Below are 20710 nucleotides of genomic sequence, written 5' to 3' on the forward strand. Positions count from 1 at the left end.
TCTGCTCGCCAGACCCCGGGAACGCGAACACGGTTTCACCACAACCGGATGACCCGCCGGGCACCGGTCTCCGCGGAGACCGGTCGCCTCGGCATGCCCCTTCAGAGCACGACTGCTGCTTGACAACTGCAGAGCGGGAACAGCTCAGCCGAGGTGGCGGCGCAGGAAGTCCAGCGTGCGCGGCCAGGCGATCCGGGCCGAGTCCTCGTGGTACGAGGCGGGGTTCTGGTCGTTGAAGAACGCGTGCCCGGCCGCGTACACGTGGATCTGGGGGTGGACGTCGGTCTGCTTCTTGATCTGGTCCGCCACCTCGCCGACGGCGTCCACGGTGACGCCGCGGTCGTACTCGCCGAAGTGACCGAGCATCGGCGCCACCATCGCCGAGAAGTCCGTCTCCACCGGCGGGATCCCGTAGAAGGGGACGACGGCGCCGATGCGGTCACCTTGCTGTGCGGCCAGGACGAGGGCGAACTTCCCGCCCATGCAGAAGCCGACGGCACCGACCGACGAGCCGGTCACCATGTCGTGGCCGAGCAGGTGATCGACCGCGCCGGCCAGGTCGCGGGCGGCCTGCTCGACGGGCAGCTCCTGCATCATCCGGGCCGCTTCCCGGGGGTCGTGCGTGGTGCGGCCGCCGTAGAGGTCCGGGGCCAGCGCCACGAAACCCTCGGCGGCGAAGCGGTTCGCGACGTCGGCGACGTGGTCGGTCAGGCCCCACCACTCCTGGATCACCAGCACACCCGGTCCGGGCCGCTCCGGGGTCGCCAGGTACCCGTGGGCGGTCCGGCCGTTGCTGGCGAAGCTGACGTTCTGGTGCGGGTTCGTCACGCTCGTGCTCCTTCGTCCCGGGTGACCGTCCGACGGGGCCGTTCGAGCCCGCACCATGATCCCGCCGCGAACCGCTGATCGCAGCCCTCAGTCGAGGGCCATGTGGAAGATTTCCCAGTGGTGCCCGTCGGGGTCGTCGAAGCTGCGGCCGTACATCGGGCCCTCCTCCATCACCTCGCCGATGCGCGGCGATCCGGCGGCGCGGGCCTTGGCGACCATCTCGTCGACCTGCTCGCGCGAGTCGGCGGACAGGGCGGTGATGACCTCCGTGGTCCTGGTCGCGTCGGCCACGTCCTTACCGGTGAAGGACTTGAAGAACGGTTCGACCAGCAGCATGGCGTAGGCGTCCTCGCTGATCACCATGCTGGTGGCGTTCTCGTCGGTGAAGTTCTGGTCGAAGGTGAACCCGAGCGCGGTGAAGAACTCCACCGACCGGTCGAGGTCCTTCACGGGCAGGTTCACGAAGGTCTTCATGGTCATGACTGGTCACTCCACTTCACAGGTGCGGGAATCTCGCGAGCGGGCGAGTTCAGGACTGGGCGCGGACTCGAACGGTGTCCCGCCGAGCCCAGGCGATGAGCAGGAGGATCACGCAGAGCACCAGTGGCGACAACGCCACCGCAGGGGCGCCGAGCGGGAAGATCTGCGCGAACACCGCTCCGACCATGACCAGCGCCAGGCCGGCGGCGGCGAGCCCGCACAACCGCGGGATCAGCAGGCCGATCGCGCCGAGCAGCTCGACCGCTCCGGTGAAGTAGCGGAACCACTGCCCGAACCCGATCAGGTCGAACATCTGGACCGCCGTCGGGTCGCCGAGCAGCTTGGGCACCGAGGCGAACACGAAGAACGCCGCCAGCAGCACCTGCAGCACCCAGATCCCGATGTTCAACGCCCGGCCGGGCGCGGCGGTTCCGCTCGTACTGGTGGTCATCCGAAACACCTTCCCTGCGTGGTCCTGGTCCGTGCGCAGGTGTGGACTCATCGGGCGGCCGGAATTCATCGGTGCAACCGGAGCCGGTGCGGTGAGCAGGTGCTCGGGAGTCAGTCCACCAGCTGGTCGAGGACCGCGGTGAAGACGTCGCGGTCGACGGTGACCGGGTCCTGTGCGAGCCAGTGCCCGATGTCCTTGACGAACTGCGCCGGGGTCATCGGCACCACCCGGTCGTCGTGCTGCTCGACGGTCGTGACGTCACCGGCCCGGCTGGGGTAGATCAGCACGGCACCGCGCACCTCGACCTCGGGCAGCAGCTCCTCGAAGGTGGCCACGCCCTCGTTCAACCGGGTCACGCCACCGCGGAACGGATGACCGTTGCGCCACAGCTCGCCGTTCTCGTCGGTCGTGTAGTGCCCGGGCAGCCAGCTCTTGGACTCCACCAGCACAAGCCGTCGACCGCACAGCACCGCGTGGTGGACGTCCTCGAACTCCGAGTCCGGCGAGGTCAGGCCGTGGAACACCCGCACACCGGGCAGCCGGATGAGGTACTTGGCGCACAGCTCGGCGGTGAGCAGCTGAGCCCGTTCGTGCTGGATGTCGGGCAGACCGAAGATCCGCTGGTCGCCGAACTCGGCGGTGAACATCCGGTGCTCGCGGTGGGCGCCGATGTGCCTGCGCAGCAGCACGACGATCGCGATCCCCGAGGCGATCAGCAGCCCCAGCCAGGTCGCCATGAGGGCCGCGTTGAGGTCCACGGCCATCCCCGCGAGCAGCAGCAACGACCAGGCCCCGACCAGCGCCGTGGTCGGCCTGGCGTCCGGTCCGAGAACCGGCAGGTACTGCACCCGCGCCTGCGGGTCGACGACGTCCCACCAGGTCAGGTCGTCGAGCCGGACCCGGGGCATCCGGGGCACGTAGTCGGGGTCCTCGCCGAAGCCCCGGCCGGGGCGCCGGGTTCCTCCGGGACGCCGCGGGTGCTGGGCGGCCGCCCTGGCCTCGGCCTTCCGGCGCCGGGAGCTGTCGTAGGAGGCTCGGCGCGCCGGGTCGGTGAGGGTCTCGTAGGCCTCCTGCAGGAGGAGGAACGCCCTGTCGCTCCCGCCCACGTCGGGATGCATGGTGCGGGCGAGCGTCCGGTACGCCGATTTGATCTCGACCGGTGTCGCGTCGCTCCCCACGCCGAGGAGTTCGTAGTAGTCGACCCCGCGCACTACCCTCCCCGCCTCCCGGACCGCGCGGCAACAACGAGCTGCAATGAGAACGCCCGGTCATGATAGGACGCGAGCCGAGATCAAGATCAACCGACTGGCCGGAATCTCACCCGAGCCACCCGTCCGAGCGCGCAGCGGGAACGAAAAAACCCGCTGACCTGCCTGGCCAGCGGGCTCTTCCACGCGGATGACCGAGACGGTGCGACCGTCCCTCCCTTTTGGCCATCCGGGAGCCGGGCGCGGTCCTGGATGGCGCCTGGGACCGGCTCGGCCTGCTGTGCGGTGCACGACCGCGTAAGTCCTGGTGAGATGCCCGGTGGAACGGGGCCCGCCCGGCATCGCCGTCCACCTTAGCCGATCGTGGCGGCGTTGTGGGGCACATTTCGGCCGCGATTCGGCGATCGGTCCCGCGGCACCGGTGTTTCGGCTGTTCGCCACCCCGCGGTCGGTTGCCGGACCGGGTCGGCGCCTTCTTGACGCGATCTGATCCGGCGTGCATAAGATCGCCGGTCGAACCGCTGGGTGGAAGGGCTTCAGATGGTCGCGGATCCGCTCGCCCCGGGCGTGTGGGGTGTGGTCGCCACCCCGTTCACCGAGTCCACACAGGACGTCGACCTGGCCTCGCTGGCCAAGCTGGTCGGGCACTACCGCCGGATCGGCGTCACCGGGCTGACCGTGCTGGGCGTGTTCGGCGAAGCCGCCCGGTTGTCCACCGCCGAGAAGCGCGCCGTGCTCGAGGTCGTCGTGGACTCCGTGGACCTGCCGATCGTGGTGGGCGCCTCCAGCGCCTCGCCGGCACCGGTGATCGAAGAGGTCGAGCTCGCCACCGACGTCGTCGGCGACCGGCTGGCGGGCGCGATGGTGCAGGTCAACACCGCCGACCCCGATCTGCTGGCGAGTCAGCTCGACGCGGTGCACGCCGCGACGGGCGCCGGACTGGTGGTCCAGGACTACCCGCTGGTCACCGGCACGACGATCAGCGCTCTGAACCTGGCCGAGGCCGTCGAGCAGGTCGAGTCCGTGGTGGCGATCAAGGCCGAAGCGCCTCCCACGCCCCCGGCGATCGCGACGTTGACCGCGCGCACCGGCGTCCCGGTGTTCGGCGGGCTCGGCGGCGTCGGGCTGCTGGACGAGCTGGCCGCCGGGTCCGCCGGGGCCATGACCGGCTTCTCGTTCCCGGAGGGGCTGCAGCTGTGCGTGGACGCGTGGTGGCGCGGCGGCTACCAGGCCGCCCTGGAGGCCTACCTGCGGTACCTGCCGCTGGTGAACTTCGAAGCGCAGGCCCGCATCGGCCTGGCCATCCGCAAGGAGGCCCTGCGTCGCCGAGGCCTGATCAGCGACTCCGGGGTCCGGGCACCCGCACCGGGCATGCCGGAAACCCTGGACAAGCAACTCGACCGGCACGTGGCGGCCGTGGAGAACATGAAGAACGGGGAGAGCTGAATGGATCTGGGAATCGCCGGGCGCACCGCGCTGGTGTGCGCCTCGACGGGTGGCCTGGGCGAGGCGACGGCGCGAGCGCTGGCCGCCGAGGGCGCCCGCGTGGTGGTCTCCGGGCGCCGCGGTGAGCGGGCGCGCGCGATCGCGGACGAACTGCCGGGTGCGGTCGGCGTGGAGGTGGACCTGACCGCGCCGGGCGGCGCCGAGCGGCTGCTGGCGGAAGCGCAGGACGCGCTGGGGCCGATCGACGTGCTGGTGCTCAACGGCCCGGGTCCGCGCCCGGCCAGCGCCTCCGAGATCGACCCGGAGGCGACCGCGGAGGCGGTGCAGAACCTGCTGCTGGTTCACCAGAAGCTGGTCGGCGGGGTGCTGCCGGGGATGCGGGAGCGCCGGTGGGGCCGAATCCTGGCGATCGCCTCCAGCGGCGTCGAAGCGCCGATCCCCAACCTCGCGCTGTCGAACATCGGGCGCAGCGCCCTGGCGGCGTACCTCAAGAGCCTGTCGATCGACGTGGCCGACGAGGGCGTCACCGCGAACCTGCTGCTGCCCGGCCGGATCGCCACCGACAGGCTGTCGTCGCTGGACAGCGCCACGGCCGAGCGCGAGCGGCTGCCGGTCGAGGAGGTCCGGGCCCGGGGTGAGGCGGCGATCCCCGCCAAGCGGTACGGGCAACCGGCCGAGTTCGGCGCCACCGCCGCCTTCCTGTGCAGCGCGCACGCCTCCTACATCACCGGCACCGCGATCCGCTGCGACGGTGGGCTCGTCCCGACCCTCTGACCGCACCGGTCGGACCCGAGAACGCAGGTGAGGCGTGCCGCGCGGAACGACGGGATTTCTCCGCGCGACACGCCTCGTCCGTCACCGGGAGTGTCAGCCGGTGACGGAGTCCAGGGTCGGCAGGTACGCGTTGGCGTGCCCGTCGACGTCGGGGTGGAACGACTCCTGGATCGGGGTGCTGGGCCCGTTGATCCACTCGTCGGAGGAGCACACTCCGTGGCCGGCGAAGGCTTCGCGCGGGTCGGCGAAGGAGAACCCGGCGGCCGAGGCTCGGTCGGAGATGACCGAGGCGAGCTCGTCGGCGCCCTCGTTGATCCGCTGCCGCTTGTTCTCGGTGTAGAACGGGACCCCGCAGTCGCCCATCTCGTTCAGGCGCGGGTACCCGACCACCACGACCTTCGCGTTGGGCGCGGCCTCGCGGATGTTGGCGTAGGTGGTGTCGAGCTTGGCGGGCAGCTCGTCGTGGGCCTTGGCGGTGGCGTCGCTGACGGCGCTGTCGCAGGCCTCGTCGGTGCCTGCCACGCACCGGGTGACGACGTCGACGAAACCGATGTCGTTGCCACCGATGGAGATGGTGACCAGGGTGGTGTCCGCGCTGAGCGAGCCGAGCTGATCGGCGTTGACGTCGTCGGTCACCGCACCGGAGCAGGCGGCGAACTCGAAGGCGGCGGCACCGTGCTCGTCCGCCCACAACTGCGGGTATGCCTTGGGGCTTCGCAGGCAGTCCCCGCTGTCCTCGAAGTAGTCCCGGGTTCCGGTTCCCGAGGCGTAGGAATCGCCCAGGGCGACGTAGTTCTCGGCGGCGGAGTTCGTGGAGCCGGAATTCTTGGCGGAGAGCGAATCTGCGGCGAAGGCCGGGGCGGCCATGCTCGAGGCGACCGTGCACGCGGTCACCGCACCGATGAGGTACCTTGCGTGGCGCATGTTTTCCTCCGTTCGGAGCGCGAAAAGCCCCTTCATTCAAGGAACTCCGCACCGAATTCCGGAGGAATTGGCGAATACCCGCCAGTAACCTAAATTTCCGGCACGCCGAACGGCGCCGTGGTATCCGCCATCGGAACAATTCCGGGAATCGATTTCCCCGGATTTCCCACGAACCGGCGCATCGGGGAGTTCCGGGGAGGCTCCGAACGGGTTCGCAAGACGCACGTACGTTTTGTTCGAATTCGTACGATTGCAGCAGGCACAGCGCGTCTCGACGTGGCATAGTTCTATGCCTCCCGGCACCCCATCCCCATGTTCTGAGGAGGGCGTATGACACTCCGGGTTCCCGATCACCGCACCGCTGCGGCGGTGCTGTCGCGAGTCGCCGCCGCGGTTCCGGAGGCCTTCGACGGCGGTGTCCCCCGCAACCTCATCGACGGCGACTGGCAAGCCGTCGGCGAACCCGCGCCGCAGGTGACCCCGGTGGACGGCACCGTCTTCTCCCAGCTGCCCAAGATCGACGCCGACACCGCGCAGGACGCGGTGCACGCCGCGTCCCGCGCGCACCTGTCGTGGGCCCAGACCACCTACGACAAGCGGCGCGAAGCGGTGGTCAGCGCCGTGGAGGCGATGGCGCAGGTCCGCGATGACCTGGCGCTGCTGCTCGCCTGGGAGATCGGCAAGCCGTGGAAGCTCGCCTGCGCCGACGTCGACCGCTGCCTCGACGGCGTGCGCTGGTACGCCGACAACACCGAGCAGATGCTCAACCAGGACGTGGAGGGCGCCCCCTACAAGCGCCAGCCGCTGCCGGGCCCGGTCAGCAACATCGCCAGCTGGAACTACCCGATGAGCGTCCTGGTGCACGCCGAGCTGGTGCAGCTGCTCGCGGGCAACGCCGTCATCGCCAAGACCCCCACCCAGGGCGGGGCGGTGACGCTGACCGTCGCGCACGCGCTGATGGCGCGCGCCGGGCTCCCGGCCACGCTGCTCTCCGGCGACGGCTCGGCGCTGTCGGATCCGCTGGTGCGCTCGCCCGAGGTGGGCGCGCTCGCCTTCGTCGGCGGCCGCTCCAACGGTGGCAAGATCGCCGCGCAGCTGGTCGACACGGGCAAGCGGCACATGCTGGAGCAGGAGGGCCTCAACACCTGGGGGCTGTGGGAGTTCTCCGATTGGGACGGCCTGAGCGCGCACCTGCGCAAGGGTTTCGAGTACGCCAAGCAGCGCTGCACCGCCTATCCGCGCTTCGTCGTGCAGCGCAAGCTGGTGGACAAGTTCCTGGCCACCTACCTGCCCGTGGTCCAGTCGGTGCGCTTCGGCCACCCGCTGGCGAGCGAGAACGACGAGCCGCCCGCGCTGGACTTCGGCCCGCTGATCTCCGCGGCGAAGGCCGCCGAGCTGGAGGGCAGAGTCGCCGAGGCCCTGCGGCACGGCGCGGTCCCGCTGCACCACGGCGACCGCTCCCACGGCCACTTCCTGGAGGGTCAGGACGTCTCGGCGTACGCGGCCCCGGTGACGCTGCTGGCCCCTCCCGGGGCGAGCCGGCTCATGCACGAGGAACCGTTCGGGCCGGTGGACACGATCGTCGTCGTCGACACCGAGGCCGAGCTGCTGGCGCAGATGAACGCCTCCAACGGTGCTCTGGTGGCCACCATCGCCTGCGACGACGAGGCGTTCGCCGCCGAGCTCTCCGAGCACGTCCAGGCGTTCAAGGTGGGCATCAACAAGCCGCGTTCGCGCGGTGACCGGGACGAGCCGTTCGGCGGCAGGGGCGCGTCGTGGAAGGGCGCTTTCGTCGGCGGCCAGCACCTGGTGCACGCGGTGACCCAGGGGCCTCCGGGCGAACAGCTCTACGGCAACTTCCCGGGCCACCACCGCTATCCGCAGACCTGATTGCGGCGCGAGCGAACGGGGAATCCCGCTGCGGCGGGGTTCCCCGTTCGTGTTCCCGGGATCTCCCACCTGCGCAACACCGCGACGGGCTCGGTCAGCCCCTGAGCAGATCCTCGGCGAGCTCGTCGGCGTTGCGGCCGCACATGCGGCCCTGGCAGCGGCCCAGTCCGACCCGGCAGGACATCTTCAGCGAACGCGCGTCCCGCCGGGTGCGGGCGCTGTCCCGGAGGGCCTGGTACGGCACCTCCTCGCAGCGGCACACCAGGGTCTGCGGGGTGAGCCAGGCGTTCCAGTCCTCGCCGATGCGGGTCGCCGAGGCCATCGCACGACCGAACCTCCGTCCACATCGGACCACGAGTGACGCTCGGCGCACGTGCTTCCCGACCTCGTTCCAGGTGGTGGCGCCGACGTGGACGGCAGCCGCGAGTCCGGCGACGGCGCCTTCCGCGGCCGCGGCCCGGGAACCAGCGATCCCGGTGGTCTCGCCGGCCGCGAACACCCACGGCACGGACGTGCGCTGGGTGACGTCGACCCACACGAACCCGTCCCGCAGGTCGCAGCCGACGGTCTGGGCGAGTTCGAGCCTGGGCACCAGCCCGTGGGCGACGCAGATCGCGTCGACAGCGATCCGGCGGTGCGTGCCGGGGACCGGACGCCAGCGGGCGTCGAGCTTGGCGACGACGGCCTCCCGCACCCGGTCGTCGCCGAGCGCCTCCACCACGCCCGCGCGCGTCCGGAACTGGGTGTTGCCGAGGAGCCTGCGAAGGTATCCGGCGAGCCCGGCGAGCTTGTCCCACTGACCGGCCAGGGTCGGCGCGCGCCGCAACCACGCGCCCGCGCTGCCGGCGTCGAGCACCGCCACCACGTCGGCGCCGACCTCCAGCAGCGACTCGGTCACCGGCAGCAGCACCGGACCCGCCCCGGCCACCAGCACCCTGCCGCCCACGGCGATCCGCTGCTCCCGGGCCAGCGCCTGCGCGGCACCGGCGGTGAACACGCCGGGGAGCTCCCAGCCGGGGAAGGGCAGCACCCGGTCGTGCGCGCCGGTGGCGAGCACGAGCGCGTCGGCGCGCGCGGTCTCGCAGGTCTCGCCGTCGTGCACGTGGACGGTGCGACCGTCCAGCGAGCGGACGCTGCCCGTCAGGAGCCGGATGCGCGGATGGCTGCGGATCTGCTGGTCCAGGAACGCGAAACCGCGCTGGTCGCGCCGCTTCCGGGCGGCGCCGAACTCCGGCGCCGGGTGGTGCTGGCCGCGCGGGGAACGCGCGGGGTCGACGAGCAGCACGTCGGCACCGGCTCGGGCGGCGCGCACGGCAGCGGTCATGCCCGCGGGCCCGGCGCCGACGACCACGACGCTCATCGCGTTCCCGGACCTCGGGTGCTGATCACGTCGCCGGGTTCGACCGCGCGCAGGCAGGCCCGCACGTCCGGTGTCCCGTTGACCACCAGCACGCACTCCGAGCACACGCCGATGCCGCAGAACAGCCCGCGCCTGCGGTCCGGTCCGCGAGTCCGGCCGGTCTCCCGCCAGCTGGTCACGCCGAGCGACATCAGCACGGCGGCGACGGTCTGCCCGGCCCGCGCGGTGACCCGGCGCCCGTCGACCTCGACGGCGAACCGGGCCTGGTGCCGGGGTCGTGAGGGGTCCAGGTGGGCGGGCAGCAGGTACGGTCCGGTCAACGGCCGCCACCTCCCGGCTAGAGCAACTCCGACAGATCCGAGTCCGACGCCGGAAATTCAACTGCCCCAGCCGTGATCGCGCATCAATCCATCGGTGTAGGCCCGTCAGACATGGGACTGAGGCGAAGAAGCAGCCGTCCCCGGCAGCCACCGCCTGCGCTGCAGCGGCTGCCGGGGACGGCCTTTCCCTCTCCCGATGGTCCGGCGTTCCCCGTCTACGGCTGGGGGAACTGGGCGGCGTAGGTCTTCACCGCGTTGGTGATGGCTGCGAAGTTGCGTTCCAGGGCCTGGGTGTCGACGTTGTCGACGGTGTCGCAGGACTGGTGGTAGCAGGCGTCGAACGCCTCACCTGCCCGGCCGCCCCACTTCTCGGCCTGCTCGGGGCTCTTGGTCTCCTCGGCGCCGGTGAAGGTGCCGCCCGCCGGGATGCCGACCTCGATGAACGGGCCGTAGTCGGAACGACCGTCGAAGTCGGTCCCCTCCGCCGGTGCACCCGCCTGGGCCAGGGAATCGTTGAGCAGCTTCTCGATCTGCGCCGATCCCTCGGGCCCCGGGCCCGCGCCGACTCCGTCCGAGTCGTCGCCGTCGTAGGTGAAGTACCCGGCGTTGGGCGAGCCGACCATGTCGAAGTTCAGGTAGGCGGCGATCTTCCCGCGCTCGGCTTCCGGCAGCGTCTCCACGTAGTGGGTGGAGCCGACCAGGCCTTCCTCCTCCGCGCCCCAGAAGGCGAAGCGGAGCTTGTTGGTCGGAGTCTCGCCGCCGGCCGCGTAGTCCAGCGCGGCCTGCAGGATCGCGGCCGAGCCGGTGCCGTTGTCGTTGATGCCGGGCCCGTCGCCGACGCTGTCGAGGTGAGCGCCGAACATGACGACGTTGTTGGCGTCGCCGCCGGGGGTGTCGGCGATCAGGTTGTAGGTGGTGCCGCCCATGGACGGGAACTCCTGGACCGAGGTGGTGAACCCGGCCTGGTCGAGCTGTCCCCTGATGTAGTCCAGCGAGGCCTGGTAGCCGGGCGTGCCGGAGGCCCGGTTGCCGTTGTTGGCGCCGGCGATGTTCTGCAGCTCCTGGAGGTGGTCCTGCACCGCCAGCACCCCGGCGCGCGGGGTGGCTCGGTGGGTCGAGCTCTCGGCCACAGCGGCGGTGGGCAGCACCAGCGCCGCGGCCGCGGCCAGGGCCGCAGCGGTGGCGAGCATCGGTCGATCAGACATCCCGCGATCCCCTTCGTCGAGGTCGGTTCTCAATCGATCTCGTAGTCGCACGGCGAAGGTATCGGCGGGCATCCGGGCGAAGTCGGTTTTGACCAGAAGTCGCCGAACGAACGCGTTTTTCCCGTATTCCGCAGGAGTCTCACAACGCGAGCGATCTCCCTGCGATCGTCGGGTGACGTGCTGAGCCGTTCGGGGGAATCGGGTCCGCGCAGCTCGCGTTGTTCTCGCGGCCTCGCTGAGGCAAGCTGGACGCGCACCTGGTCACGGCGTCGTGGCCGACGTCCTGGTGATCGGACCGGCCGACCGGAGCGCGCGGTCCGGCTGTGGCAGGCGCTGCCAGGACTGGATAAGGTCCCGACTTCGGTTGAAGATCATTTTCCCGCGTCCCCAGGGAGGTACCGCACGTGGAACAGGTGGTCCTGCTCGACGAAGCAGGTCAGGCTATTGGCGTCGAGGACAAGGCGACCGTGCACCACCAGGAGACGCCGCTGCACCTGGCGTTCTCCTGCTACGTGTTCAACGATCGCGGCGAATTCCTGCTGACCCAGCGGGCTCACCACAAGAAGACCTTCCCCAGCGTGTGGACCAACAGCTGCTGCGGCCACCCGGCTCCCGATGAGGAGATGAAGGCCGCCATCACCCGCCGTCTCGGCGAGGAGCTCGGCCTGGCCGTGCGCGGTCTCGAACTGGCGCTGCCCGCGTTCCGCTACCGCGCCACGATGGACAACGGCGTCGCGGAGAACGAGATGTGCCCGGTGTTCGTCGCTTTCACCGACAGCGCCGCGCAGCCCAACGCCGACGAGGTCGCCGAGACCCGCTGGGTGCAGTGGAAGGAGTTCAGCACGGGCGTGCTCTCCGGCGACACCGAGGTCTCGCCGTGGTGCGCGCTGCAGGTCCGCGAGCTCACCGAGCTCGGACCGGAACCCGCGCAGTGGCCCGACGGCGACCCGGCGAAGCTCCCGCCCGCCGCGCACGTCGCCTGAGCGGCGTTCGAAGATCTCGGGACAGCCCCGGATTCGCGCGAATCCGGGGCTGTCGTCCGCCTGGGAACGCTACTTCGCCGCCGGGGTGAGCTCTCGCGCCCAGCTCCACTCGCCGGGTTCGGGCGCGCCGACGAGCTTGAGCCCGGCACCGCGCAGGGTCCGCGCGATCGCGGTGTTGTCGACGTGGGTGCTCGCGGTGAGCGTCGTGATACCCAGCTCCGCCGCGTGCTCGACGATCTGCTCGGCGAGCGCCGTGCCCACGCCCCGGCGCTGCCAGTCGTCGCGCACCAACAGCGCCAGCTCGCCGGTGTCGCCGTCGTACATCAGGTTGCCCATGCCGACGACCTCGCCGTCCGGGCTCAGCGCCAGCAGCGACCGGCCCAGGGCCGGGGTCAGCAACCTGCGCAGCCCGCGCTCGCCCGGCGCCGGGCCGGGGCTGAAGTAGCGGCGGAACCGCGCGGCGCTGGAGCAGCGCTCGTGGAACTCGGCGACCAGCTCGATGTCGTCGCGATCGGCCGGGCGCACGCTCAGCTCGACGCCGCCGCGCGTGGTCGCGGTCCGCTCCACCGGCCGAACGCGAGCGCGGCAGCTGATCGCCAGGTCGACCAGGGCGCGAGCGCGGGCGAACTCGGCCGGGGTGAACTCACCGCCCGGGCGGGTCAGCACGAGCACGCCACCACCGGGCTCGGCCAGCCGCATCGCGGTCTCGCTGAAGGCCTCGGCGCCGCTGTCGGAGCGGGCGCCGTTGTCGGAGTGGGCGCCGTCATCGGAGTGGGCGCAGTCGTCCTCGTACCAGCGCACGTCGATGCCGCCCAGCAGCGAGCGGAGTCCGCGCACCAGGTCGGTCCGGCCGTTGACCAGGTCGTTGGCGAGGTGGGCGGTGCGGGTCGGCACGTCGTCGAGCTCGCGGACGTCGGCTCGCGCGGCCGTCACGCCGTAGCCCCCGGCCTCCTCGACCGCCGCGACCAGGTCGGCGTGGCGGACGTGCGCGGGCACGTGCAGCAGCACCTCGTCCACGGCGCCGTCCGGTACCGGGTGCACCTGCATGGTGCGGATGTCGCCGCCCAGCGCGGCCAGCGCCCCGGCGAGCTTCGCGAGCCGTCCGGGCGTGTCGGTGACCCGCGCCCGCAGCCGCCACAGGTGCTGCGGAACGAACACCGCTTCCGGAGACGCGGTCTCGCCGCCCTCGGTCTCGTCGACACCGGCGGGAGGGGCCGCGGGCGCTCGCCGCGACCACCACCGCACCGCGCCCATCAGCATCAGCGCAGCGCCGATGGCCAACAGCAGCAACGTCGCCCCGGAGTGGCTGCGCACCCCGGTGACGACGAGGTTCGCCGCACCCGCCACCAGGAACAGCACGGCCAGCTCGACGATCTCGCGCGTCCAGTCCCCGTGCGCCCGGCGGCCCTCGCTGGAAGTCATGCCCCCATGCTTCCGCCACGACGTTTCCCCCGGACGAACCCACATCACACCCGGGTTAACAGCCCAACATCACACTCCTCCCGAGCCCACGAGGGTCGAAAACCCGGGAGGGAAACTGGGGAGTCAGCGGGGGGTTTGGCCGTAGCCGGCGAAGAGGGTGGCGCAGTGGGCGAGTTCGGCGTCCGGGAGCAGCGCCGGGTCGCCGAGCTTGGCGGCGGTGAGCCAGAGCTCGCAGAGCCACTCCAGCTGGCGGGCGCGGTTGTAGGCCTTGGTGAGGGTGTCGCCGAGGGTGACCGTGCCGTGGTTGCGCAGGATGCAACCGGTGCGACCGCGCAGCGCCTCGGACATCGACCGCGCCAGCTCCGGGGTGCCGAAGGTGGCGTAGTCGGCGACGCGCACCGCGCCGCCGTAGTCCGCCAGCTGGTAGTGCACGGCCGGGACCTCGTCGCGCAGCAGCGACAGGGCGGTGGCGTGCAGCGAGTGGGTGTGCACGACCGCGCCCGCGTCGTGCTCGGTGTAAGCGGTCAGGTGCATCGGCAGCTCGGAGGTCGGCTTGAGCTCGCCGTCGACGACCTCGCCGCTGAGGTCCACCAGCGGGATGTCGGCCGGGCGCAGCCGGTCGTAGTCCACCCCCGATGGCGTGACCGCGACCAGATCACCGCGGCGCACGGACACGTTGCCGGAGGTCCCCACCACCAGCCGGTCGGAGGTCATCCGCCGGGCGATGTCGATGACCTCGTCGCGCTCCTCGGCCAGGCGCACTGCGCTCATTCCCTTCCCCCGCTGTCCGCGGCCCTGCTCAGCAGGCCACTCCGGTGCCCTCGTACCCGTCGATCGCCGCGACCTTGTCGGCCGAGGACGAACTCGTGTCGAAACGGTAGTCGAGCCACTCACCGGCGAGCTTGCGGGCCAGTTCGAGGCCGATCACCCGCTGCCCGAAGCACAGCACCTGGGCGTTGTTGCTGAGCACGGACCGCTCCACCGAGTAGCTGTCGTGCGCGGTGACCGCGCGGATGCCGGGCACCTTGTTGGCGCTGATGGCCACGCCGAGCCCGGTTCCGCACACCAGCAACGCCCGGTCGGCCGACCCCTCGGCGACCAACCGGGCGGCCTGGACGGCCACGTGCGGGTAGGCGGTGTGCTCGTCGGAGCCGACCCCGACGTCGACCACGGAGCCGACCCGGGAGTCGTTCTCCAGGTCGCGCTTGAGCGCGTTCTTGTAGTCCAGCCCGGCGTCGTCGGATCCGACGACGATCCGCAGCGGCTGGTCACCCGTGCTGCTCACTGCTGCTCTCCCCCTTCGGAATCTGCCGCGCATGCCGCGCCGTCGAGTAGCTCTCCCACCCGGGTCAGCACGAGCGCCAACGACGTCGCGCCCGGGTCCGGTGTGCCGACGCTGCGGTCGGCCAGCGGTCTGGCCCGCCCGGTGCGGGGCCGCAGGTCCGCGGTGGCGGCGGCGGCCTTGGTCGCCACCGCCGCCGCGCGCCGCCACGCCACGGCTCCCCCGCCCTCGTCGACCGCGCCGCGGAGGTCGTCCGCGAACGGCACCAAGGCGTCGACCAGGGTCTTGTCACCGAGCTCGGCCCGGCCGAGCCGCTGCACCGCGGCCAGTGCCGCCTCGGCACCGGCGGCCAGGTCGGCCGCGGTGACGGCGCGGTCGTCGGGCAGCAGGTCGCCGAAGGAGCGCAGCGCCGCTCCCCACAGCACCCCGGAGGTCCCCCCGGCCTTCGACGCCCACGCGTCACCGGCCGCGACCAGCACCGCAGCGGGTCCGACACCGTCGGCGGCGGCGTGCTCGGCCGCTTCGACGGCGGCCGCGCTCCCGCGCGTCATGCCGCGTCCGTGGTCGCCGTCCCCCGCGATGGCGTCGAGCCTGCCGAGCTCGTCCTCGTTGTCCCGCAACAGGTCCGCGATCGCGTGCAGCGCGCCGACGACCTCGGCGGAGGTGGCCTGCCCGGCCTCCGGCGCGACCACGACCTCCGGCTCGGGCGCCACTGCTTCGACGACCTCGACGTCCGATGTGGACGGTGCGACGGTCCCCCTGCGGTACGCCGGCGTGTCGGCGGGGGCGAGCCAGAGCCGTTCGAGCTCTTCGTCCAGCCAGGTCAGCGTCAGCGAGCACCCGGCCATGTCCAGGCTGGTCACCAGTTCACCGACCTCGGGGGCGACGACCTCGACACCGGCCTCGGCAAGCAGCCGGGAGACGGTGCCCCACACCACGAACAGCTCCTCGTACTTGGTGGCGCCGAGCCCGTTGAGGATCGCCGTCACCCGGCCGCCCTCGGCCGGGGCCTCCGCCAGCAGGCCGTCCACCAGCGTCGTCGCCAGCTCCGAGGCCGAGGGCATGGCCGTCTCCGACACGCCGGGCTCGCCGTGGATGCCCAGCCCGAGGCCCATCCGGCCCTCGGGGACCTCGAACAGCGGGTGGTCCTGGCCGGGCAGGGTGCAGCCGTCGAAGGCCACGCCCAGGCTGCGGGTGCGCGCGTTGGCGTGCTCGGCCACGCGCACCACCTCGTCGAAGTCGTAGCCCTCCTCGGCCGCTGCCGAGGCGACCTTGAACACCACGAAGTCGCCCACCACGCCGCGCCGCTTGGTGGCCTCCCCGGCGGGTGCGCTGGCCACGTCGTCGGTGACGACGACGTTGTGCGCGCGGATCCCCTCGCGCTGCAGGCGTTCCACCGCCAGGCCGAAGTTCATGTTGTCCCCGGCGTAGTTGCCGAAGGAGAAGATCACCCCGGCACCGCGGTCCGCCGAGCGCGCCACCGAGCAGGCGTCGGCGGCCGACGGCGAGGTGAAGATGTTGCCGATCACCGCCCCGTCGGCGAAACCGGGCCCGACCACGCCGCAGAACGCCGGGTAGTGACCGGAACCGCCGCCGGTGACCACGGCGACCTTGCCCGCGCGGGCCGGGCGGGAGCGCACCACGCCGCCGGGCACGCGTCGCACGTGGTCGGGGTGCGCGGCCACGAAGCCGGTGACCATGTCCTCGGTGAACGTGGCCGGATCGTCGTACAAGCGCGTCACGTCAGGCCTCCTCGACGGGCGCCCAGTGCGGCCGGGCGCGTTCGATGGCGGTCAGGTAGTCGCGGTAGCCGCGGTCGTAGAACTCCACGGCTCGCGGGTCGGGGCACACGACGCGGCGGTCGGCGGCCCACTGCTCGCGGTCGACGGGGTCGCCGAGCGCGTCCCAGGCGGTCATCGCCGCGCCGCGCGCGCCGACCCCCTCCTCGTGCGGGACGTGCAGCGCGCGGCCGAGGACGTCGGCGAAGATCTGGCTCCACGCCTGCGATCGGGCACCGCCGCCGCAGGCCGCGACCTCGCCCGCGAGCCCCGCGCTCTCCAGGTTGTGCCGCGCGGCGTAGGCGACGGCCTCGCACATCGCGCGCACGAGGTCGGCGGGCGTGGTCTCCAGCGACAGGCCGGTGAACTGCCCGCGCGCCCGCGAGTCGACGAACGGCGCCCGCTCCCCCGACGCCGACAGGAACGACAGCGCCGACACCCCGCCCGCACCCGGATCGCTCTGCGCGAGCAGCGTTTCCAGCTGCTCGACGCCGGAACCGGTCATGGCGAGCACCCAGTCGAGGTTGGCGGTGCCGACCATCGCGGGCATCACCCGGAGGTAGTGCTGCGGCAGCGGCGTGGCCAGCCACATCCCCGCGGGCTCGCCGTGCGGATCGATGACGACCTCGTCGCGCAGCACCTGGCAGCCCAGGGTCGTGCCGATCACCAGGCTGCCGTCGCCGACCTCGCTCACCCCGGATCCGAAGGCGCAGGCGGGCAGGTCGAACGGCCCGGCCGACACCGGGAGCCCGGACGGCAGCCCGAGTTCGGCGGCGGCCTCACCGGAGAGCGCGAACAGCTTGCCGACCGGCGTGGTCTCGGCCAGCAACCGGCGGTGCTGGGAGATGCCGCAGATGTCGAGCGCGGCGTCGGAGTACTCGCGCGCGGGCACGTCCAGGAACGGCAGCGAGGCGTCGGAGGCGTCCACGGTGATCTCGCCGGTGAAGCGCTGCACGATCGCGTCCACGCAGTACCCGGCGACGGCCGCGCGTTCCAGGCGTTCGGGTTCGTGCTCGGCGAGGTGCGCCAGCAGCGGCCCGGCCGAACCGGGGAACATCCCGGATCCGGTGAGCGCGTACACCTTTCGCTGCACCCCGGCGGCTTCCCAGGCGCGCAGGGTCTCGGCCGCGCGGGCGTCGAGCCAGGAGATGGCCCGGCCGACGCCGCGCCCGCGCTCGTCGCGCAGCCACAGCCCGTCGCCCTGACCGGTGATGGCCAGCGCCTGCACGGGTTCGGTGGCCGCGGCCGCGACCTGGCGCACGACCTGCACGACCGAGCCCACGACCTCGTCGAGGTCCTGCTCCACCAGTCCGGGCGCGGGCCGGTGCAGGGTGGAGCGCACGCTGCGGGTCAGCTTCGCCGACCCGTCGCGGCCGAGCAGCGATGCCTTGGTCACCGAAGTGCCGACGTCGACTCCGATGATCATGGCTGCAGGTCCTCGAACTTCGCGAGCACGTCGGGGTTGGCCACGAACCGAGGCTGCCGCCCTTCGAGGAACCGGCCGACCTCACCCGCGACGATCTCGGCGGCCCGGTGCGCGGTCTGGCGGGTGGCCCCGGCCAGGTGCGGGGTGGTGATCACGTTCGGCGCGTCGAACAGCGGCCAGTCGCGCGGCGGCGGTTCGATGTCGTAGACGTCGACGGCCAGCGCGCCGAGGCGACCGCTGCGCAGCAGGTCGGGCAGCGGCGCGTAGTCGAGCAGACCGCCGCGCGCGGAGTTGACCAGCACCGCGCCTTCGGGCAGCAGTTTGAGGTTGTCGGCGTTGAGCAGGTTGCGGGTCTCCGGGGTGAGCCGGGCGTGCAGGCTCACCACCGAGCTGCGCCGCAGCAGCTCCTCCAGCTCGACGAGCTCGATGCCCTCGCCGGCGACCTGGGCCGGGTCGGCGAACGGGTCGGCGACCAGCACTGTCGAGCCGAAGGCCCGCAGCACGCGGGCGACGATGCGGCCGATCGCACCGTAGCCGACGAGCCCGACGGTCGAACCTTCGAGCTCGATGCCGGCGTTGTCGTAGGCGTAGTAGTCGCCGCGCCAGTTGCCGTCCTTGAGCTCGGCGTCGGAGCCGGGGATCCGGCGCAGCGCGGCGAGCATCAGCCCGACGGCGAACTCCGCCGCCGCGGCGGCGTTGCGGCCGGGCGCGTAGCTGACGATGACGCCGTTGTCCGTGGCCGCCTGCAGGTCGACGTTGACCGGGCCACCCCGGCACACGCCGACGAACTTGAGGTTGCCCGCGGCGGCGAGGACGTCGCCGGTGAACGGCGCCATCTGGGTGGCGACGATCTCGTGGTCGCCCAGCGCGTCGAGCAGCTGCTGCTCGGTGCCGCTGGCCTCCTGGACGCTGCCGACGGGGCCGAACGGCTCGACCGGCCACGGCAGCTTCAGCGTGTCGAAGCGCAGTTCGCGCGTGCTCGCGCGGCGCAGGGCGTCGACGAACACCTCGGGATGCACGAAGTGGTCACCGGCGGCCAGAACGCTCGTCATCTCCTGGACTCCTTTGTCGCGAGGTGCCTCGGCTCCACGAGCCGGGGGGTTGTCAGCTCCGGGGCTGTTGGGTCAACTCGAGTGCTGGGGCAACGAGCCGACCAGCCGCAGCCGCACGTCGTCGAGGTCGGTGGCGATGTGGGCGGCTCCGGCGAGCGCGTCCTCAGCGGGCGGGTAGTCGCCGTTGGGGATCGCCACGACCGTCATGCCCGCCCGAGCGGCCGCGCGCAACCCGTTGCTGGAGTCCTCGACGGCCAGGCAGTGCGCCGGGTCGTGGCCGAGCTCGCGGGCGGCGGCGAGGTAGACGTCGGGGCTGGGCTTGCCGCGCGGCACCTCGGCGCTGGACACGGTCGCCGAGAAGTGCGGGGTGAGCCCGTGCCGGTCGAGGACGGCGTCGATGAGCCGCCGCGGCGCCGACGAGGCCAGCGCGATGGGCGCGCGGGCGGCGACGTCGGTGACCATCTTCTCGGCGCCGGGGAGCAGCTCGATCTCGCCGTCGTCGAGCGCGGCGATCATGTCGTCGACGACGATCCGCTCGGTGTCGGCGGCGGATTCCGCCGCCCGGCTGAACTCGGCGAGGAACGCGGCCCACTCGGGTGCGCTCATGCCCTGGACCTGCCGGGTCTCCTGCCCGGTCCAGGTGCGGCCCCGGGCCGCGGCGAAGCGGGTCCACATCCGCTCCCACAGGTGCTCGCTCTCGACCAGGACGCCGTCCATGTCGAACACGACCGCGCGATGAGCGCCGTTCGGCCGATCCGGCTGGGTCATCCGTACCTCCCGCCAATCACTGATGGACCCAAATTAACACTCGAATCGTTAACTGTCACTACTCCAGTGATAGTACGGCGGGTCTGCATCACATCCGAGGCCCTACGAGGCAAGATGAGCGCATGGCGTCCGCACCGAAGAAGCAGTCCCCCCGTCTCCAGCGGCAGCAGAGGATCGTCGATCACGTCCTCGCGCAGGGCTTCGCCAGCGCCGCGGAGCTGTCCTCGCTGACCGGGGTCAGCCTCATGACGGTGCACCGCGACCTCGACGACCTGGCCACGCGGGGCCTGCTGCGCAAGTACCACGGCGGGGTGTCGGCCCAGCCGTCGACGGTGTTCGAATCCAGTTCGGACTTCCGGCTGCACACCCACACCGCCGAGAAGGAGGCGCTGGCCGCGGACGCCCTGCGGTTCATCACGCCGGGCATGTCGGTGATGCTCGACGACTCCACCACGGCGTTGGCGCTGGCCAGGCTGCTGCCCGACGTCGGCCCGCTGACGGTGGTCAGCAACTACCGCCAGGTCCAGGAGACGCTGCGCGACGTCCCGGACATCCGGCTGATCGGGCTGGGCGGAGAGTACTCCCGCACCCACGACTCCTACCTGGGCCTGCCGTGCCAGGAGATGATCTCGACGTTCTCGGTGGACATCGTCTTCATCTCCACCTCGGCCATGAACGCCCGCCTGACCTACCACCAGGAGCAGGAGATCGTCCTGGTCAAGCGAGCGATGATGGGCAGCGCCACCACGAAGGTCCTCATGATGGACGCCAGCAAGGTGGCCCGCTCGGCCCTGCACCAGCTCGCCCCGGTCAACGCCTTCGACCACGTCCTGCTGGCAGGTGACCTCGACGAAGCCCTCGTCGAGGAGATGCGAGAAGAAGCAGAAGTCCACGTGGCCGAGCCGAGCTGACGACCGAGCCACCCGACCACCGTCAGGTAGAGCGCCGCAGGCGCTTTCCCAGCACCGCACCTGAGACGTCGGCGCCGCCCAGCACGGGGAGCGCTGAGTGGTGTCAGCGGACGGAACCAAATTCACACCTTGTGCGTTAACTTCAACAGGGTGCATGATGGCCGACATTCGTAGGCGCTGAAACATCCGACCTGTTGGAGAC

20 protein-coding genes are annotated in these 20710 nt (G+C 71.7%); 5 read left to right on the forward strand and 15 right to left on the reverse strand.

From position 1 onward, the window contains the following. Window positions 1-144: 144 nt before the first annotated feature. The 4 genes from QFW96_RS12200 to QFW96_RS12215 all read right to left on the reverse strand — a co-directional run bounded on the left by QFW96_RS12200 (window position 145) and on the right by QFW96_RS12215 (window position 2970). Window positions 145-828, reverse strand: coding sequence for a dienelactone hydrolase family protein (locus QFW96_RS12200; RefSeq protein ID WP_281455698.1), 684 nt, complete (start codon window positions 826-828; stop codon window positions 145-147). An 87-nt stretch (window positions 829-915) separates the two neighbouring features. Next, complete coding sequence (locus tag QFW96_RS12205; RefSeq protein WP_281455699.1) at window positions 916-1308, reverse strand: VOC family protein; 393 nt, start codon at window positions 1306-1308, stop codon at window positions 916-918. 49 nt (window positions 1309-1357) lie between these two features. Next, on the reverse strand, window positions 1358-1759 hold the full coding sequence (locus QFW96_RS12210; RefSeq protein ID WP_281455700.1) for a DoxX family protein: 402 nt from the start codon (window positions 1757-1759) through the stop codon (window positions 1358-1360). Window positions 1760-1869: 110 nt separating this feature from the next. Beyond that, window positions 1870-2970, reverse strand: coding sequence for a J domain-containing protein (locus QFW96_RS12215; protein ID WP_281455701.1), 1101 nt, complete (start codon window positions 2968-2970; stop codon window positions 1870-1872). A 537-nt stretch (window positions 2971-3507) separates the two neighbouring features. Between QFW96_RS12215 and QFW96_RS12220 the strand changes: the two genes are divergently transcribed. Continuing rightward, the gene (locus QFW96_RS12220) at window positions 3508-4413 is read left to right on the forward strand and encodes a dihydrodipicolinate synthase family protein (protein ID WP_281455702.1); all 906 of its coding nucleotides are present in this window, start codon (window positions 3508-3510) and stop codon (window positions 4411-4413) included. Next, the gene (locus QFW96_RS12225; protein ID WP_281455703.1) at window positions 4414-5187 is read left to right on the forward strand and encodes an SDR family oxidoreductase; all 774 of its coding nucleotides are present in this window, start codon (window positions 4414-4416) and stop codon (window positions 5185-5187) included. 93 nt (window positions 5188-5280) lie between these two features. Here QFW96_RS12225 and QFW96_RS12230 read toward each other — a convergent pair whose 3' ends face one another. After that, window positions 5281-6111, reverse strand: a complete 831-nt coding sequence (locus QFW96_RS12230) for an SGNH/GDSL hydrolase family protein (protein WP_281455704.1) — start codon at window positions 6109-6111, stop codon at window positions 5281-5283. 330 nt (window positions 6112-6441) lie between these two features. On the opposite strand from QFW96_RS12230, the gene QFW96_RS12235 reads away from it, so the two are divergent. Next, a complete protein-coding gene (locus QFW96_RS12235) occupies window positions 6442-8001 on the forward strand; it encodes an aldehyde dehydrogenase family protein (RefSeq protein WP_281455705.1) in 1560 nt (519 codons plus the stop codon). A gap of 94 nt (window positions 8002-8095) precedes the next feature. On the opposite strand, the gene QFW96_RS12240 is transcribed toward QFW96_RS12235, so the two are convergent. The 3 genes from QFW96_RS12240 to QFW96_RS12250 form a co-directional block, all read right to left on the reverse strand. Further along, window positions 8096-9361: an FAD-dependent oxidoreductase gene (locus QFW96_RS12240; protein ID WP_281455706.1), complete on the reverse strand. Its 1266-nt coding sequence runs from the start codon at window positions 9359-9361 to the stop codon at window positions 8096-8098. Next, window positions 9358-9681: a (2Fe-2S)-binding protein gene (locus tag QFW96_RS12245; protein WP_281455707.1), complete on the reverse strand. Its 324-nt coding sequence runs from the start codon at window positions 9679-9681 to the stop codon at window positions 9358-9360. Before QFW96_RS12245 ends, QFW96_RS12240 begins: the two co-directional genes overlap by 4 nt. Window positions 9682-9896: 215 nt before the next feature. After that, a complete protein-coding gene (locus QFW96_RS12250; protein ID WP_281455708.1) occupies window positions 9897-10886 on the reverse strand; it encodes a M28 family metallopeptidase in 990 nt (329 codons plus the stop codon). A gap of 404 nt (window positions 10887-11290) precedes the next feature. Between QFW96_RS12250 and idi the strand changes: the two genes are divergently transcribed. After that, on the forward strand, window positions 11291-11869 hold the full coding sequence (gene idi / locus QFW96_RS12255) for an isopentenyl-diphosphate Delta-isomerase (protein ID WP_281455709.1): 579 nt from the start codon (window positions 11291-11293) through the stop codon (window positions 11867-11869). Between the two features lie 69 nt (window positions 11870-11938). On the opposite strand, the gene QFW96_RS12260 is transcribed toward idi, so the two are convergent. The 7 genes from QFW96_RS12260 to QFW96_RS12290 all read right to left on the reverse strand — a co-directional run bounded on the left by QFW96_RS12260 (window position 11939) and on the right by QFW96_RS12290 (window position 19597). Continuing rightward, window positions 11939-13291, reverse strand: coding sequence for a GNAT family N-acetyltransferase (locus QFW96_RS12260; protein ID WP_281455710.1), 1353 nt, complete (start codon window positions 13289-13291; stop codon window positions 11939-11941). 123 nt (window positions 13292-13414) lie between these two features. Next, window positions 13415-14062, reverse strand: coding sequence for a class II aldolase/adducin family protein (locus QFW96_RS12265; RefSeq protein ID WP_281455711.1), 648 nt, complete (start codon window positions 14060-14062; stop codon window positions 13415-13417). A gap of 28 nt (window positions 14063-14090) precedes the next feature. Beyond that, complete coding sequence (locus tag QFW96_RS12270) at window positions 14091-14576, reverse strand: ribose-5-phosphate isomerase (RefSeq protein ID WP_281455712.1); 486 nt, start codon at window positions 14574-14576, stop codon at window positions 14091-14093. Beyond that, entirely contained in the window at window positions 14573-16315 is a 1743-nt protein-coding gene (locus QFW96_RS12275) for a dihydroxyacetone kinase family protein (RefSeq protein ID WP_281455713.1), read from the reverse strand. Before QFW96_RS12275 ends, QFW96_RS12270 begins: the two co-directional genes overlap by 4 nt. A gap of 1 nt (window position 16316) precedes the next feature. Next, the gene (locus tag QFW96_RS12280) at window positions 16317-17777 is read right to left on the reverse strand and encodes an FGGY family carbohydrate kinase (protein ID WP_281455714.1); all 1461 of its coding nucleotides are present in this window, start codon (window positions 17775-17777) and stop codon (window positions 16317-16319) included. Next, a complete protein-coding gene (locus QFW96_RS12285; protein ID WP_281455715.1) occupies window positions 17774-18829 on the reverse strand; it encodes a 2-hydroxyacid dehydrogenase in 1056 nt (351 codons plus the stop codon). The genes QFW96_RS12280 and QFW96_RS12285 overlap by 4 nt, the downstream gene beginning before the upstream one ends. Before the next feature lie 72 nt (window positions 18830-18901). Continuing rightward, window positions 18902-19597 carry an HAD family hydrolase gene (locus tag QFW96_RS12290; protein ID WP_281455716.1) on the reverse strand — a complete coding sequence of 232 codons (696 nt, stop codon included), beginning with the start codon at window positions 19595-19597 and terminating at the stop codon, window positions 18902-18904. Between the two features lie 122 nt (window positions 19598-19719). On the opposite strand from QFW96_RS12290, the gene QFW96_RS12295 reads away from it, so the two are divergent. After that, complete coding sequence (locus QFW96_RS12295; protein WP_281455717.1) at window positions 19720-20508, forward strand: DeoR/GlpR family DNA-binding transcription regulator; 789 nt, start codon at window positions 19720-19722, stop codon at window positions 20506-20508. Window positions 20509-20710 lie beyond the last annotated feature (202 nt).

The organism is Saccharopolyspora ipomoeae, from assembly GCF_029952525.1.
Taxonomy (GTDB): domain Bacteria; phylum Actinomycetota; class Actinomycetes; order Mycobacteriales; family Pseudonocardiaceae; genus Saccharopolyspora; species Saccharopolyspora ipomoeae.

Coding starts and splice junctions, on each gene's coding strand:
- QFW96_RS12290 (WP_281455716.1), bottom strand. CDS start 19,597: ATGACCCAGCCGGATCGGCCGAACGGCGCTCATCGCGCGGTCGTGTTC.
- QFW96_RS12250 (WP_281455708.1), bottom strand. CDS start 10,886: ATGTCTGATCGACCGATGCTCGCCACCGCTGCGGCCCTGGCCGCGGCC.
- QFW96_RS12220 (WP_281455702.1), top strand. CDS start 3,508: ATGGTCGCGGATCCGCTCGCCCCGGGCGTGTGGGGTGTGGTCGCCACC.
- QFW96_RS12265 (WP_281455711.1), bottom strand. CDS start 14,062: ATGAGCGCAGTGCGCCTGGCCGAGGAGCGCGACGAGGTCATCGACATC.
- QFW96_RS12210 (WP_281455700.1), bottom strand. CDS start 1,759: ATGACCACCAGTACGAGCGGAACCGCCGCGCCCGGCCGGGCGTTGAAC.
- QFW96_RS12205 (WP_281455699.1), bottom strand. CDS start 1,308: ATGACCATGAAGACCTTCGTGAACCTGCCCGTGAAGGACCTCGACCGG.
- QFW96_RS12295 (WP_281455717.1), top strand. CDS start 19,720: ATGGCGTCCGCACCGAAGAAGCAGTCCCCCCGTCTCCAGCGGCAGCAG.
- QFW96_RS12285 (WP_281455715.1), bottom strand. CDS start 18,829: ATGACGAGCGTTCTGGCCGCCGGTGACCACTTCGTGCATCCCGAGGTG.
- QFW96_RS12280 (WP_281455714.1), bottom strand. CDS start 17,777: ATGATCATCGGAGTCGACGTCGGCACTTCGGTGACCAAGGCATCGCTG.
- QFW96_RS12260 (WP_281455710.1), bottom strand. CDS start 13,291: ATGACTTCCAGCGAGGGCCGCCGGGCGCACGGGGACTGGACGCGCGAG.
- QFW96_RS12225 (WP_281455703.1), top strand. CDS start 4,414: ATGGATCTGGGAATCGCCGGGCGCACCGCGCTGGTGTGCGCCTCGACG.
- QFW96_RS12240 (WP_281455706.1), bottom strand. CDS start 9,361: ATGAGCGTCGTGGTCGTCGGCGCCGGGCCCGCGGGCATGACCGCTGCC.
- QFW96_RS12235 (WP_281455705.1), top strand. CDS start 6,442: ATGACACTCCGGGTTCCCGATCACCGCACCGCTGCGGCGGTGCTGTCG.
- QFW96_RS12230 (WP_281455704.1), bottom strand. CDS start 6,111: ATGCGCCACGCAAGGTACCTCATCGGTGCGGTGACCGCGTGCACGGTC.